Genomic DNA, 13,106 nt, shown 5'->3' with positions numbered 1-13,106 from the left:
ACACCGGCGGCGACGGCTGGGCCGACGTGTGGAAGCGCGGCTGCTTCGCCTGGGAATACAAGGGCAGGCACGCCAACCTCGACGCGGCGTTCAACCAGCTCCGGCAATACGCGCTGGCGCTGGAGAACCCGCCCCTGCTGATCGTCTCGGACATGGCGCGGTTCCGCATCCGCACTGCCTGGACCAACAGCGTGAGCGAGACCCGCGAGTTCGCGCTGGACGACCTGGCGGACGCGGCGATCCGCGACATGCTGAAATGGGCGATGTCGGACCCGGAGCGGCTGCGGCCCGGCGAGAGCCGGCAGGCGCTGACCGAGCGCGCGGCGGCGACTTTCGCGGAACTGGCGCATTCGCTGCGCGACCGCGGCCACGATCCGCAGGCGGTCGCCCATTTCGTCAACCGGCTGGTGTTCTGCATGTTCGCCGAGGATATCGGCCTGCTGCCCGATAACATGTTCACCCGGATGCTCGAACACGCGCGCCGGCGGCCGGAGGGCTTTACGGACCTTGCCCGCGACCTGTTCGGCGCGATGGCGGCCGGCGGGCGGATCGGCTTCGAGGCGGTGGCCTGGTTCAACGGCGGCCTGTTCGACGACGACAGCGCCCTGCCGCTGGACCGGGCCGGGATCGAGACCGCGCTCAAGGCCGCGGCGCTCGACTGGTCGGAGATCGACCCGTCGATCCTCGGCACCCTGTTCGAGCGCGGCCTCGACCCGGACAAGCGCTCGCAACTCGGCGCGCACTACACCGACCGCGACAAGATCATGCGGATCGTGGAGCCGGTCGTCGTGCGTCCGCTGCTCGCCGAATGGGAAGCGGCGAAGGCGGAAATCGCCCGCACGCTCGAACGTGCCGGCGCGGCCAAATCGAAGGCGGCGCGAACCGGCGCGCGTGGGCGGGCCGAACGCCGGCTGCGCGCCTTTCTCGAACGGCTGCGCGGCTTCACGGTGCTCGATCCGGCCTGCGGCTCCGGCAATTTCCTCTATCTCGCGTTGCACGCGCTCAAGGACATCGAGCACCGGGTCCAGCTCGAAGCCGAGGCGATGGGCCTGCCGCGCGCATTTCCCGCAATCGGCCCGGAGAATGTAAAGGGCATCGAAATCAACGCCTACGCCGCCGAACTGGCGCGCGTCTCGGTGTGGGTCGGCGAAATCCAGTGGATGCGGCGCAACGGCTTCGAGGCGGCGCGCGACCCGATCCTGAAACCGCTGGAAAATATCGAATGCCGCGACTCCATTCTCGCGCCGGACGGGAGAGAACCGGACTGGCCGGAAGCGGACGTCGTAATCGGCAACCCGCCGTTTCTGGGCGACCGGGTGATGCGGGACGGGCTCGGCCACGAATACACCGAGCGCCTGCGCCGCGCCTATCGGGGTTCCGTCGCGGCGTCGGCCGATCTCGTCTGCTACTGGTTTCGCAAGGCAGGCAAGCTGATCGCCGGAGGGAAGATTGCCCGCGCCGGTCTGGTCGCGACCAACTCGATTCGCGGCGGCAACAATCGGGCGGTGCTCGACCGGATCGCCGAGCGTGGCGCGATCTTCGACGCTTGGTCCGACGAACCCTGGGTTATCGACGGCGCGGCGGTGCGGGTGTCGCTGGTGTGTTTCGCCGGCGAGGGTGCGGACCTGACCATTCGCTTGAACGGCAGGGAAACGGCGCGCATCCACGCCGATCTCAGCGATGTCGGCCCCGATCTCACGCGGGCGGGTCGGTTGGAAACGAACCGCGCCACGGCGTTCCTGGGCGTCTACAAGAACGGCCCATTCGATGTTTCCGGCGATCTGGCGCGGGAATGGCTTCGGCTTCCGGCCAACCCAAACGGGCGTCCGAACACCGATGTTCTCAAGCCTCGGTTTAACGGCATGGACCTGACACGGCGTCCGGCGGGCAACTGGATAATCGACTTCGGCGAGGACATGGGGGAGGCCGAAGCGGCGCTTTACGAAGCTCCGTTGGCCCACGTCGTCGAACATGTGAAGCCAGTGCGCCTTAAGAGGCGTCGGGAGAGACACCGGAAATATTGGTGGCGACATGGCGAAACTCGTCCGGGCATGTGGCGCGCGCTCGACGGTCTGCCCCGCTTCATTGCGACGCCGACCGTTTCCAAGCACCGGTTGTTCGTGTGGCTCTATTCGGGTGTTTGCCCCGACCATCAACTGATCGTCATTGCCCGCGACGACGACACGACGTTCGGCATCCTGCACAGCCGGTTTCACGAGGCATGGTCGCTACGCCTTGGCACCAGCTTGGAAGACCGCCCGCGCTACACCCCATCGACAACCTTCGAGACCTTCCCCTTCCCTGAGGGCCTCTCGCCCGACATCCCCGCCGCCGACTACGCCGAAGACTCACGCGCCGTCGCCATCGCCGAAGCCGCCCGCCGGCTGGTCGAATTGCGCGACCGCTGGCTCAACCCGCCCGAATGGGTGCAGTGGCTGGACGAACCGGCGCCGGGCTATCCGAAGCGCCCCGTCCCGCGCGATGAGGATGCCGCGAAGGCCCTCAAGACCCGCACCCTCACCGCTCTCTACAACACCCGCCCGCAATGGCTGACGGATGCGCACGCGGCACTGGACGCGGCCGTAGCGGCAGCTTACGGATGGGATGTGGGGATTGCGGAAGACGAAGCGTTGGGGGAATTGCTGGCGATGAATTTGACAGCGCAATAGGCAAATTATGCATCAAACATGTTCAAAAATCGCGAGCACGGAGAAACTCCGATGATAGTTTCGAAGCCTGTCGAGGAGACAGGTTTTTTCTGGCTGCCGGAAGACCCCGAAAAACGCTTTCCAGGGTTTCTGCGCATTTCGGAGTCTGGAGCGGTAACTCTTGAAATGACTTCCTTAGGTCACGGTTTTGTCGGCGCGCGTTCGCTTGGCGATCCTTGGATGGGTGGTGATCTAATCGAATTCAAGCGCATTATCGGAGTAACAAGAATTGGTATAGTGACTTTAGAAGGTTGCTCAGAGAGGAATACAAATGCCGAATTTGTCAGTGGATTATCAACCTCTATTTTCAGCGCTAAGTGGGCATTCATTGGAGTAGGATATGGAAAAGAAAATGATATTGTTTTTTCCGAATTTCAATTCTCTCTAAAAGGCATGAACAAGTGGCTGGGAAAATCTGGCATTATGGTGACGCATAACGAGGATAAGAGTGTTTCCATAAACTATTCCCTTCCGGAGCCTGTAGTGATAAAGATTTCCGATGAGTTTCAAATGAAATTCAATTTTTCTTCCAATGTACCGACAGGTTTTAATATCGATGAAGCGAAAATCACCCAAAAGACATTTGTTGTCTTCAGTTCCAAAAGCGAAAAGCCTCTGGATGACTTTCTGTCTCTCGCTCACAAGATAAGAAATTTCTTTTCTTTTGTGACTACGAGAACAGCATTCATCGATTCTGCTTCCGGATATTCAGACGAAATAAAGCGACATGGGGGAAGAAAAGATTATAGAGTTCCAGTGAAAATCTACTTCAGAGAATTTCCTTATTCAGATGAATACCGCAACGCGAGATCGGACGAAATGCTTTTTGTTTTTCTTGAAATTAGGGAACGTGTTGAGGATGTGTTTAGAAAGTGGCTTCGAATTTATGATTCACATGAATCAATTCTGAATCGTTACTTTCTTTCGAATCTCGACTATACGATGGACTTGGAAAGAAGGTTTCTCCTTCTTGTAGAAGGAATGGCTGCGATACATAAAGAATCATATAATCCAGAAGAGGTGTATCTTGTAAACAGACTGAAAGAAATGATAGAGCCATTTCAAAGACATTTTGGCAGTGACGACGAAGTAGATTGTTTTGCCAAAAAAATTGTTAGTGCCAGGAATTATCTTGCCCATCTCTATAGACGGAATGGAGACTTCGTTCCCGATACCGATGAGTTGTTCGAGTTGAATTCGAAGCTCGAAGCACTATTTCAGCTATTTCTTCTTCGTTCAGTGGGAATAGAAAATGAGCATATTGACAGGATAGTGAAAGAAAATGCACGCCTTCGGGGAAATCTGGAGCGCAAAGCTGGGCGTACCTGAGGATGACCGCCCACTCTTCGGTACTTGTCAATCAAGCCGCTGATCCGTTGCGCCCCTTGTTCCCGTTTGCAATGACCGTACAGGCCCATGCCCACAAGCAGCACCATCTTGCGATTGCCGTCGAATGGAGGGACCACGGTCCGGTTTGGCGCTTCTGCCAATTCCGACTGAGAATATCTCACTTTGAGCGTGCGGTCGCCCCCCAGACGCGGTGGTGGGGCGCCGGACACCATGCCGTGCCGGCTACCCGGACACTTCCGCGATCCGGTTGGCGGCGGACTTGAGCGGGTCGTTGGCGAGATGGGCGTAGCGGGCCGTCATGTGCACGTTGGTGTGGCCGAGCAGCTTGCCGATCATCGGCAGCCCCTCGCCGACCAGCAGGCCGCCGCTGGCATAGCTGTGCCGCAGGTCGTGGATGCGCACGCCCTCCAGCCCGGCCCGCCGGCGGATGCGCTGCCAGTAATGGTGCAGGTCCTTCATCGGCCGGCCGGGCGCGCTCCCGGCGATGACGAAGGGATCGCCGTCGCGCCGCGGGATGGCGCGCAGCACGGCGATCGCCGGGTCGCCCAGATGCACCGTCTTGGCCCTGGTCTTCGAGTCGGGCAGGCGCAGCTCCCCGGCCTCCAGATCGACATGGTCCCAGTGCAGGGTCAGGATCTCCGAGCGCCGGCAGCCGGTCAGCATCAGCAGCCGGATCGCCGCAATAACCTCGGGCGGCTCCAGCCCCTGCGCCTCGCCCGCCTTCAGGGCCGCGCCGAGGCGCGCGTATTCCGCGTCGGACAGGAAGCGCTCGCACTTCTCCTCGCGGAACCGCCTGACGTGCCGGCACGGGTTGGAGCCGTCCGGGCGCAGGCCCCAGACCTCGGCGAGGGTGAAGAGGCGCGACAGAATCTGGACTGTCCGGTTGGCCTGGTAGGGCGTCGCCCGCAGCGCATGATGCAGGGCGACGATGTCGGCGCGCTCGATATCGGCCACCCGGCGGGTGCCGAGCCGCGGGACGACGTGGTTCACGAGCGCGCTGCGGTAGACCGTCCGGGTCCCCGGCTTGCAGTGGGCGGGGACATACTCCTCCAGGAACCGCTGCGCCAGATCGGCCACGGTCGGGCTCCGGCTGCCGCGGCCGCCGCCGGGTCATGGTCTGTGATCCGTGTCGCGTTCTTCCAAGATATCGGCCGCAATGCTCTCTGCAATCCGGTCCGCTGCCTCGTGCACCGAGTCGCGCGCCAGATGGGCGTAGCGCGCGGTCGTCTCGATGTCGCTGTGACCGAGCAGCTTGCCGATCACCGGCAGGGTCTCCCCGAGCGCCAGCGCGCGGGACGCAAAGGAGTGCCGGAGGTCGTGCAGGCGGACGTCGCCAAGCCCGGCCCTGGCGCGGACCGTCTGCCACACCCGGTCCAGGCCCTCGGCACTGTAATGCCCGTCCCGGCCGTTGCCGGGAAAGACCCAGGGACTGTCCTTGCGCCGCGGCAGCGCTTCGAGCAGCCGCGCGGCGGTCGGCGGCAGCTGGACCGCACGGGGCCCGGACTTGGCGTCGGCGAGATGGAGTTCGCCGGCGTCGAGGTCGACGTCCGGCCAGCGCAGGGCGAGGATCTCGCTCTTGCGGCAGCCGGTCAGCATCAGCAGACGGATCGCCGCCACGGCCGCCGGCGAACCCCGCCCGCCCTCGATGGAGTCGTCCAGCACCCGGCCGAGCCGGGCGAACTCGGCGTCGGTCAGGAAACGTTCGCGCCGGCGTTCGGGGAACTGCTCGACCGACCGGCACGGATTGGAGCCTTCCGGCGCCAGGCCCCAGCCCGCGCCCAGCCGGAACATGTGCGACAGGACCTTGACGGCCTTGTTCGCCGTCACCGGATGGCCGCTCAGCGTCTGCTGCAGCGCGACGACATGGCTGCGCTCGACCGCAGCGACCGGCAATCTGCCGAGCGCGGGCAGGATGTGGTTGCGCAGCACGCCCTTCACGCGCACTTGCGTCCCCGGTTTCAGCCGGACCTCGACATGCTCGTCCAGATAGCGCGCCGTCAGGTCGGCCACGGTCGGGCCGCCGTTCGCCCGGGCGGCGAGCGGCAGGGGCAGCGGCTCCTCGCCCGCCCGGATGCGCGCGATGATGAGTGCGGCCCGCTGGCGGGCCTCGTCGGCATTGAGCACGTCGTGCCGGCCGACCGTCACGCGCTTCGGCAGCTTCTTTCCGGTCCGCTCCCTGGCCTGGGCGACGTAGACCTTGCCGCCGGAGGGATAGACCCGGACCCCGAAGCCGGGCAGGTCCCGGTCCCAGAACACCGTGTCGCGCTCGACCTTGAGCGCCGCCACGGTGCGGTTGGAAAGGGTCTTCTGCCGGACTGCCATCTGTAACTCTCCTCACGCCGCCTCGGCGCGGCCCGGCAGGATATGGGCGCCGATGCTGTCGCCGGTGCGGGCGGCGGCGGCCTTCTCGGCGTCGCGCACCAGATGGGCGTATTTGGCGGTGGTGCCGACCCGGGCATGGCCGAGCAGCCTTCCGATCGTCGGCAGGCTCTCGCCGAGCGCCAGGGCGCGCGAGGCATAGCTGTGTCTCAGGTCGTGCACCCGCACGTCGCGAAGGCCTGTCTCCTCCTTGATCCGCCGCCAGTGCCAGGACAGGCACGCCAGCCGGGAACCGGCCCTGGCGCCCCGGAAGACCCACGGAACGCCCTCCGCCCGCTCGATGCCGTCCAGCACCTTCAGCACCGGACCGGTCAGCGGCACCATGCGCGGGCCGGTCTTCGCGTCGCGCAGGCGCAGGACCCGCGCCGTGCGGTCGACATCGTCCCACGTCAGGGACAGGACCTCGTCCGACCGGCAGCCGGTCAGCATCAGCAGGCGGACCGCCGCGATCGCGGACGGCATCATCGAACCCTCGGCCTCGAACCGCCTGAGCGCCGCTCCCAGAAGCCGGAACTCCTCCGGCGTCAGGAAGCGCTCGCGGGACTTGTTGCGGTAGTAACGGGCATGGCGGCACGGGTTGCGGCCGGGCGGGGCCATCCCCCAGGCCTCGGCCAGGACGTACATCCTGGACAGGACCCAGACGGCAAGGTTCGCCACAGAGGGTCTGTCGCGCAGCCGGTGATGCAGCGCCGCGACGTCCTCGGGCACGACGTTCCCGACCGGCTTCTTCCCCAGGGTCGGCAGGACGTGGTTGTGCAGCACCTCCCGGTAACTCTTCGCCGTGTTCGGCTTGCACCGGACCTCGACATGGTTCCCGAGAAAGCGCTCCGCGAGATCGGCGACGGTGGGCTCGGGCGCCGGCCTCGGGTCCTCGCCCCGCTTGATGCGGTCGATGACTTCGGCCGCCTCGCGCCGGCGCGCCTCGATGGTCTCGCCATCGACCGGGCCAAGGGTCACCCGCTTCAGGCCGGCCGGCCCCCGGGACTGGACGATGTAGAGCTTGCGCCCGGTGGCGTGGACGCGCACGCCGAAGCCGGCGAGGTCGCGGTCCCAGAAGATCGCGTCCTTGCCGTCGGCCTTGAGCCGTTCCACAATCCGCTTGGTGAGCCTGAGCGTGCTCCGCTTCGGCATCGTCCTCTCCGGCAGGTCCGCATGTCGGTCATCAAACCGCATACGAGCGACATCAAAAATCGGGGTCAACGTGGAGATTGTCTGGCAGGATTGCAAGAGGCAGTATGCCGGTGAGAGAAAAAATATACGATATTTTACAATATCTTATCTCGAACACGTCGCCGGACGTCAAATCGCGGCGGCTCTTGTCTGCGAGGACCCGTAGCTCCGGATTTAATCCGGGGCGTATCGAAGGGCGGCTGCCTTGCTATGGCTTTGGTGATCGCAAAGCATCGGCATCGGGAATAGTCCGCGGGTCTCGGCTCTGCCGATAGGCATAGGTCGCGTCGAGCTGGGCCATGACGTGATCGCCGAAGCGGAAGGGGGCAGGATTGGCCGCGCGGTCAAGCGGCGCGATGACGGCGTCGGGGCAGGGATCGTAGAAATACGCGATCGAATAGCGGTCCCGGTCCGGCGGGTTGACGACCCGGTGCGCCGTCGAGCGCCAGCGCCCGCCGCTCCACACCGGCACGATGTCGCCGGTGTTGACCAGCAGGGCGCCCGCGACCGGCGGCGCCGGGATCCAGCTTCCGTCGGCGGCTTGGACCTCCAGCCCGCCGGCATCGTCCTGCGCCAGCAGGGTCAGGCAGCCGAAATCGGTATGCGGCGCGCTGCCGTACCGGCCGGGCGGGGCGTCCACCGGGCGGGGCGGATAGCGCAGCAGCCGCAGCCAGGCCGTCGGCGGTTCGAACAGCCGGAGCAGGCGGCCCGGTTCGGCGCCCAGCCCCAGGGCCATCGCCGCCACCAGCCGGCGCGCCACCGGCTCCGCCGCGGCCTCGAACGCCTCCACCGCTTCCCGGAAGCCCTCCAGGCCGGGCCACCGGTTGGGTCCGTCGAGCGGCCAGGCCACACGGCCGGGCGGCGTGTCGGACAGCTTGATGAAGGACTCGCTCAGATTGGGCCGGGTCGCGGCCTCGACGCTGGAGGCCCGGTCGGTCGCTGCGCCCGCTCCGATATAGCCGCGATGGTGCCGGTTGACGGCGATGGCGTCCTTCACCGCCCGCGGCAGGGCATGAAACCGCCGCGAGGCGTCGAACAGCGCCCCGATGACGCGCTCCGGAATCCCGTGATCGACGATATAGGCGAAGCCGGTTGCGCCATAGGCTTCGGCCATTCCGGCGGCGAGGCGCCGGAGGCCGTCCGCATCGCCGGCGTCGGCCATGCTGAGCTGCGGTATGGCGGTCATCGGTCCGCCGGTATCCGACATTTTCTGTGGGCGCAATGCAAAACGGGAGCCGCGCCGGGCTCCCGCCATCCCCGTTTGTCTCGAACGGCCGCGCCGCGCGGGCGCCTCAGGCCGCGCCGGGCTCGACGTTCACGAATGTGCGGTTATTGGCCTTGCGGATGAATTTCACATGGCCTTCGGCGAGCGCGAACAGGGTGTGGTCGTTGCCGATCCCGACATTGTCGCCCGGATGGAATTTCGTACCGCGCTGGCGCACGATGATGTTGCCCGGGATGACCTTCTCGCCGCCATACTTCTTGACGCCGAGCCGCCGGCCGATCGAATCGCGGCCGTTGCGCGAGCTGCCGCCTGCTTTCTTGTGGGCCATGGTGTCCTGCTCCTGCCTTGCCGGGCTCAGCCTTTGCCCGCCAGCTCCTTTGCCAGCGACGGCCAGTCGTCCTGCTCGATCTTGCCCTTGAGCTTCAGGGCGGTATCGACCTGCGCGATCTCTTCGGCTGTCAGCGCGGCGATCTGGGCGTAGGTCGCGATGCCAAGCGCGTTCAGCTTTTTCTCGGTCGCCGGGCCGACGCCGGGCAGCTTCTTCAGGTCGTCCGGTTCGCCGTCGGGCCGCTCGAAGGCCGGCGTGTCGGCCCCGGAAGGCGCCTCGGCCTTCGGCGCCGCCTTTGCCTTGGGCTGCGCTTCGGCCTTGGCTTCGACTTTGGTTTCGGTTTTCGGCGCTTTCGGTTCGGAGGCTTCTGGTTCCGCTTTCGGCTTCGGGGCCTTCGCCGCGTCCTTCTTCGCCGCCTTCTTCTTCGCCGCCGACGGCTTCCGGCCGCCGGTCAGGATTTCCTCGATCCGCACGATCGTCAGGTCCTGGCGGTGGCCCTGCTTGCGCCGGTAGTTCTTGCGGCGCTTCTTCTTGAGGATGACGATCTTGCCGTCGCGCGTCTGGGCGATCACGCGGCCGGCGACGCTTGCGCCGCTCACCATGGGCGTGCCGAGCTCCTTGCCCACGGCCAGCACCTCGCCGAACAGGACGACCTCGCCCTCGTCGCCGACGATCTTCTCGATCCGGATGACGTCCTGCTCGGCCACGCGGTACTGCTTGCCGCCGGTGCGGATGATTGCGTGCATGGCTGGAAACCGATCTTCTGGACGGCTCTTCGGGGCGGCGCCGGGCAGCCCAAACATAAAGGCCCGGATAAAAAGGGCGGCCGAGCGGCGGGCGCCGTTCGACCGGGCAGCCGGGACGTAAAGTTGCCGCCGGTTCCTGTCAAGCCGCGAAGGGCGATTCCACGGCCCGACCCGCCCCGGAAAATGCCGCACCGTCCTTCGAGACGGGCGTTTCGAGACGCCCCGGATCAAGTCCGGGACTCCTCAACGCCCTCCTCAGGAAGAAGGGTTGGGGGTCTGGCCAAATTTGCAGCTTCATCCTGAGGAGAGGCTGAGGATCGGTTCGCAGAACCGCGTCTCGAAGCCCCGTCTCGAAGGACGGCCTTGGAAAATACTGCACAGGGCCGAATCGGTCGCGCCTTCGCCGGGCCGGCCCCGGCTTGCACCCGCGCCGCCGCCGACCTACCTTCCGCGCCGCCGTCCGTGCCTGCGCACCGGCCCCCGCTCGCCCGGTTTACCGGCGCAGCGGCGGCTGCGGGCAAGGGTAGAAGCGGGCGGCCGCGGAGAGGTGCCGGAGTGGTCGAACGGGGCGGTCTCGAAAACCGTTGTGCGCTTTGCGTACCGTGGGTTCGAATCCCACCCTCTCCGCCACTTTATCAATAAAAATGACTATTATTCAATAGATTAGGGAATTTCAGGGAATATAGACCCCACAAGCGAACCTACGCGACGGCACCGATGCCGGCTCGCCCTGTTGAAAGCCGGAGCCGGGGAGGCGGCTCTTGTTCCGGTAAGTCCACCGAATCCGGGCGCTGTTTCCATTCCCCACACCAGCCGGCATCTTCTGTTGGCGGCGACCGTAAATTTCCCGTTTATGGCAACCCAATTTTTTGGGATTTATAGACTAGAGTAACAATCGGCGGTTTTCCGCCGTTTCAGGCTTCCTTCTTGATTTCGACCTCAACGGAGCGCACCGCGGCCGCCAGAAGCGCTTCGGGCGTGGCGTCGATACGCACATCCTCTTCCAGTTCCGCCTTGCTCGGCTGATAGGAAGACGGCTTGAGCCGCACCCGTGGCTTTCGTGTCTTTGCCTGGGGCTTCCGCTTCATGGGGCCTGTCCTCTCGATCGAGCGCAGCACCCTACCGTGCTGGACTCCCCGCGGCAACCGCCGTAGGCTTTTCTCTGCCATCACAAACGAGGCTTCCCGCTTCTGTCGGGTCGCCTGCCGAATACAACAGCCCGCTCTACGGCAGGGAGTAGCTACCCGGCCTGGGCGAATAGGCGGGATCTCTCACGATAGCCTCGTGCGTGATGGCAACGGCCCGGCGCCAGCTGCGGCCCGCACCGTCCCCGAGGGCTGCCATGAGAGTCCTGTTGTCGATTGTCGTGCTGATCGCTGGCCTGTCGGCCGCGACAGCGAGCGAGCGCGTGCCCGTGGTGCCGGAGAAGCCGTTCCCGGCGTCCAGGCTGCTTGAATTCTATTGCGGCAATACGTTCATCACCTTCGTTCACCGGGGGCGGGACAACCGGGCGATTTACAAGACGCTGCGGAAGAGCGCGATCTTCGGCTTGGCGACCCACCGGGCGAGCGGGCAGATCCTCATGTCGGTTCAGGACCCGACGCGCACGGCGATTGCCCTGGCAATCCTGCCGGCCCAGTATGCTTCGATCGTGAAGTGCCTGAATTGAAGAGCGCCGGCCGCTGGACCCGGCCGGCGCTTCAAGATTAGAAAGTCTAAGTGACTCACTACCCTACTATTTGGATTGCAGCAGCGACCGCTCTGGCCCTTCTGGTAGCCGGAACGGCAGCGGTAGCGGGACCGGTCAAGAAGTCCAAGTCGGGGCTCTGCCATTGCCCGGGCGGCCAATACTACGGCCGGACCAAGAGCTTCACCGCTTACCCGACCATCGAGGCGTGCCTGGACAGCGGCGGGCGTCACCCGAAACGCGGCCAGGGCGATTGCGGAAGGGCGGCGCCGGTCAAGCCGAAGAAGCAGGACAGTGGTGCCGATACCCGCGCCCTGGACGGCGACACGCTCGTCCTCAACGGCGTCACGGTGCGCCTGCAGGGCATTGACGCGCCGGAGTCCGGCCAGTCCTGCCGGAACGCACAGGATCGCTCGTATCCCTGCCGGGCGATCGCCACCGCGGCGCTCAGGCTGATGATAGCGGCCGGCGATATCCGGGGCGACTTCGAGCCGGAGCCGGGGCGCTACGGCCGCAGGATCGGATACCGGTACGCCTCGGACGGCACTGACATCAACCGCTGGAGGGTGGGGCAGGGCTTCGCCGTCGCTTACCGGGAATACTCGAAGCGGTATGTCGAGGTGGAGGCGAAGGCCAAGAAGGCGAAGATCGGGCTATGGCAAGGTCCGTTCGTCATGCCGTGGGAATGGCGCCGCGGAGAGCGGCTGGCGAAGCCCGATGAATGACCGGATCAAGTCCTCCGGCGAGCCGATGAACCTGTTCGCCAGGGTGTTCGAAAGCCAAGCCAAAAGGTCGCCCAACAAGCACGCGCGCAAGGTGAAGCGGAAGCTGGCCGCGAAGGCGCGTCAACTGGCGAAAGAGATGGAAACGGCGAAGCAGACCACGACAAGGTAGCGGTTCAGTTCGATGCTACCTAACTGGATTTGCAGGAGCGGTCTGTAAGAGCGCCAACGCCGCCGGGAGTGGTTCCCCGAGGGCGTTTTGTCATGATCTTTCAGATAAGTGTTTTTGCTACGTTTACAATCACCTGGTCCAAGGCCATGCCCATCGGTCTTCAATCCGCAAGCCAATTGAATCAAACTCCCGACCCTGCTTTTCCACCGCATCCGCCCGGATTGCGGCAACGTTTCCGATTCGGCGCCGGCGACGGTAGCGCCGGACGGCGGATGCTACAATGCGATTACCCGCCTGCAGCCGGGCAAACGGCCGCTAGGCGTCCGGCCCCGTGATCGACGCGTCCCGCCACAACTCTGGTACATGGCGGGGCACGAGGTCGCGCCAGCCACCGCCCGCAAGCGCCCTGGCCTTCGGGATCCAGCGCCGGACCTGTGCACGCATCCAGCTTTCGGAGATCCACTCCGAGGCAACCCTCGCCCTGCCCCGGATACGCTCGGCCATCCAGCGGTGCGACTTCTCCGCCGCGAGCCCGTCTAGCACCGACACCAACGCGCGATCCTCCCGTCCCTGCCCCCCCCCGTTCGAGGAGGGCGCGCGCGGCCGGCGACCCGCCACA

Annotated in this window: 12 protein-coding genes, 1 tRNA gene and 1 pseudogene; 6 read left to right on the top strand and 8 right to left on the bottom strand. The window is 64.9% G+C overall.

Translation table 11 applies throughout. The features are described 5' to 3' along the window. Together OXM58_05660 and OXM58_05655 are read left to right on the top strand one after the other, a co-directional pair. A partial coding sequence (locus tag OXM58_05660; protein ID MDE0147837.1) for a class I SAM-dependent DNA methyltransferase occupies positions 1 to 2,669 on the top strand: 2,669 nt, incomplete at its 5' end. Between the two features lie 51 nt (positions 2,670 to 2,720). After that, on the top strand, positions 2,721 to 4,037 hold the full coding sequence (locus tag OXM58_05655; GenBank protein MDE0147836.1) for a hypothetical protein: 1,317 nt from the start codon (positions 2,721 to 2,723) through the stop codon (positions 4,035 to 4,037). A gap of 243 nt (positions 4,038 to 4,280) precedes the next feature. Here OXM58_05655 and OXM58_05650 read toward each other — a convergent pair whose 3' ends face one another. The 6 genes and pseudogenes from OXM58_05650 to rplU form a co-directional block, all read right to left on the bottom strand. Next, on the bottom strand, positions 4,281 to 5,135 hold the full coding sequence (locus OXM58_05650) for a tyrosine-type recombinase/integrase (GenBank protein MDE0147835.1): 855 nt from the start codon (positions 5,133 to 5,135) through the stop codon (positions 4,281 to 4,283). Between the two features lie 33 nt (positions 5,136 to 5,168). Further along, the gene (locus tag OXM58_05645; GenBank protein ID MDE0147834.1) at positions 5,169 to 6,380 is read right to left on the bottom strand and encodes a tyrosine-type recombinase/integrase; all 1,212 of its coding nucleotides are present in this window, start codon (positions 6,378 to 6,380) and stop codon (positions 5,169 to 5,171) included. Positions 6,381 to 6,392: 12 nt separating this feature from the next. Next, on the bottom strand, positions 6,393 to 7,568 hold the full coding sequence (locus tag OXM58_05640; GenBank protein MDE0147833.1) for a tyrosine-type recombinase/integrase: 1,176 nt from the start codon (positions 7,566 to 7,568) through the stop codon (positions 6,393 to 6,395). Positions 7,569 to 7,815: 247 nt separating this feature from the next. Beyond that, on the bottom strand, positions 7,816 to 8,793 hold the full coding sequence (locus OXM58_05635; protein MDE0147832.1) for an isopenicillin N synthase family oxygenase: 978 nt from the start codon (positions 8,791 to 8,793) through the stop codon (positions 7,816 to 7,818). Positions 8,794 to 8,899: 106 nt separating this feature from the next. After that, positions 8,900 to 9,160, bottom strand: a complete 261-nt coding sequence (rpmA, locus tag OXM58_05630; protein ID MDE0147831.1) for a 50S ribosomal protein L27 — start codon at positions 9,158 to 9,160, stop codon at positions 8,900 to 8,902. Between the two features lie 446 nt (positions 9,161 to 9,606). Continuing rightward, positions 9,607 to 9,906: pseudogene (gene rplU, locus OXM58_05625) on the bottom strand (50S ribosomal protein L21). 541 nt (positions 9,907 to 10,447) lie between these two features. On the opposite strand from rplU, the gene OXM58_05620 reads away from it, so the two are divergent. Continuing rightward, positions 10,448 to 10,536 (top strand) — tRNA-Ser (locus tag OXM58_05620). A 284-nt stretch (positions 10,537 to 10,820) separates the two neighbouring features. On the opposite strand, the gene OXM58_05615 is transcribed toward OXM58_05620, so the two are convergent. Continuing rightward, the gene (locus tag OXM58_05615; protein MDE0147830.1) at positions 10,821 to 10,994 is read right to left on the bottom strand and encodes a hypothetical protein; all 174 of its coding nucleotides are present in this window, start codon (positions 10,992 to 10,994) and stop codon (positions 10,821 to 10,823) included. Positions 10,995 to 11,248: 254 nt separating this feature from the next. On the opposite strand from OXM58_05615, the gene OXM58_05610 reads away from it, so the two are divergent. Genes OXM58_05610 through OXM58_05600 form a run of 3 tightly spaced genes read left to right on the top strand, consistent with a single transcriptional unit; the run spans position 11,249 to position 12,487 of the window. Next, positions 11,249 to 11,575 (top strand): hypothetical protein, encoded by a 327-nt coding sequence (locus OXM58_05610; GenBank protein ID MDE0147829.1) that lies wholly within the window; start codon positions 11,249 to 11,251, stop codon positions 11,573 to 11,575. 50 nt (positions 11,576 to 11,625) lie between these two features. Then, positions 11,626 to 12,318, top strand: a complete 693-nt coding sequence (locus tag OXM58_05605) for a thermonuclease family protein (GenBank protein ID MDE0147828.1) — start codon at positions 11,626 to 11,628, stop codon at positions 12,316 to 12,318. Then, on the top strand, positions 12,311 to 12,487 hold the full coding sequence (locus tag OXM58_05600; GenBank protein ID MDE0147827.1) for a hypothetical protein: 177 nt from the start codon (positions 12,311 to 12,313) through the stop codon (positions 12,485 to 12,487). Before OXM58_05605 ends, OXM58_05600 begins: the two co-directional genes overlap by 8 nt. Positions 12,488 to 12,802: 315 nt before the next feature. Here OXM58_05600 and OXM58_05595 read toward each other — a convergent pair whose 3' ends face one another. After that, entirely contained in the window at positions 12,803 to 13,105 is a 303-nt protein-coding gene (locus OXM58_05595; protein MDE0147826.1) for a DUF2285 domain-containing protein, read from the bottom strand. Position 13,106 lies beyond the last annotated feature (1 nt).

The organism is Rhodospirillaceae bacterium, assembly GCA_028819475.1.
Taxonomy (GTDB): Bacteria; Pseudomonadota; Alphaproteobacteria; order Bin65; family Bin65; genus Bin65.
The sequence above is the reverse complement of the archived record's forward strand: the minus strand, read 5'-3'. Positions and strand labels throughout refer to the sequence as shown.

What these genes read in the sequence shown, in the direction of transcription:
- OXM58_05655 (MDE0147836.1), top strand. Translation starts at nt 2,721, where the DNA reads ATGATAGTTTCGAAGCCTGTCGAGGAGACAGGTTTTTTCTGGCTGCCG.
- OXM58_05645 (MDE0147834.1), bottom strand. Translation starts at nt 6,380, where the DNA reads ATGGCAGTCCGGCAGAAGACCCTTTCCAACCGCACCGTGGCGGCGCTC.
- OXM58_05640 (MDE0147833.1), bottom strand. Translation starts at nt 7,568, where the DNA reads ATGCCGAAGCGGAGCACGCTCAGGCTCACCAAGCGGATTGTGGAACGG.
- OXM58_05635 (MDE0147832.1), bottom strand. Translation starts at nt 8,793, where the DNA reads ATGACCGCCATACCGCAGCTCAGCATGGCCGACGCCGGCGATGCGGAC.
- rpmA (MDE0147831.1), bottom strand. Translation starts at nt 9,160, where the DNA reads ATGGCCCACAAGAAAGCAGGCGGCAGCTCGCGCAACGGCCGCGATTCG.
- OXM58_05615 (MDE0147830.1), bottom strand. Translation starts at nt 10,994, where the DNA reads ATGAAGCGGAAGCCCCAGGCAAAGACACGAAAGCCACGGGTGCGGCTC.
- OXM58_05610 (MDE0147829.1), top strand. Translation starts at nt 11,249, where the DNA reads ATGAGAGTCCTGTTGTCGATTGTCGTGCTGATCGCTGGCCTGTCGGCC.
- OXM58_05600 (MDE0147827.1), top strand. Translation starts at nt 12,311, where the DNA reads ATGAATGACCGGATCAAGTCCTCCGGCGAGCCGATGAACCTGTTCGCC.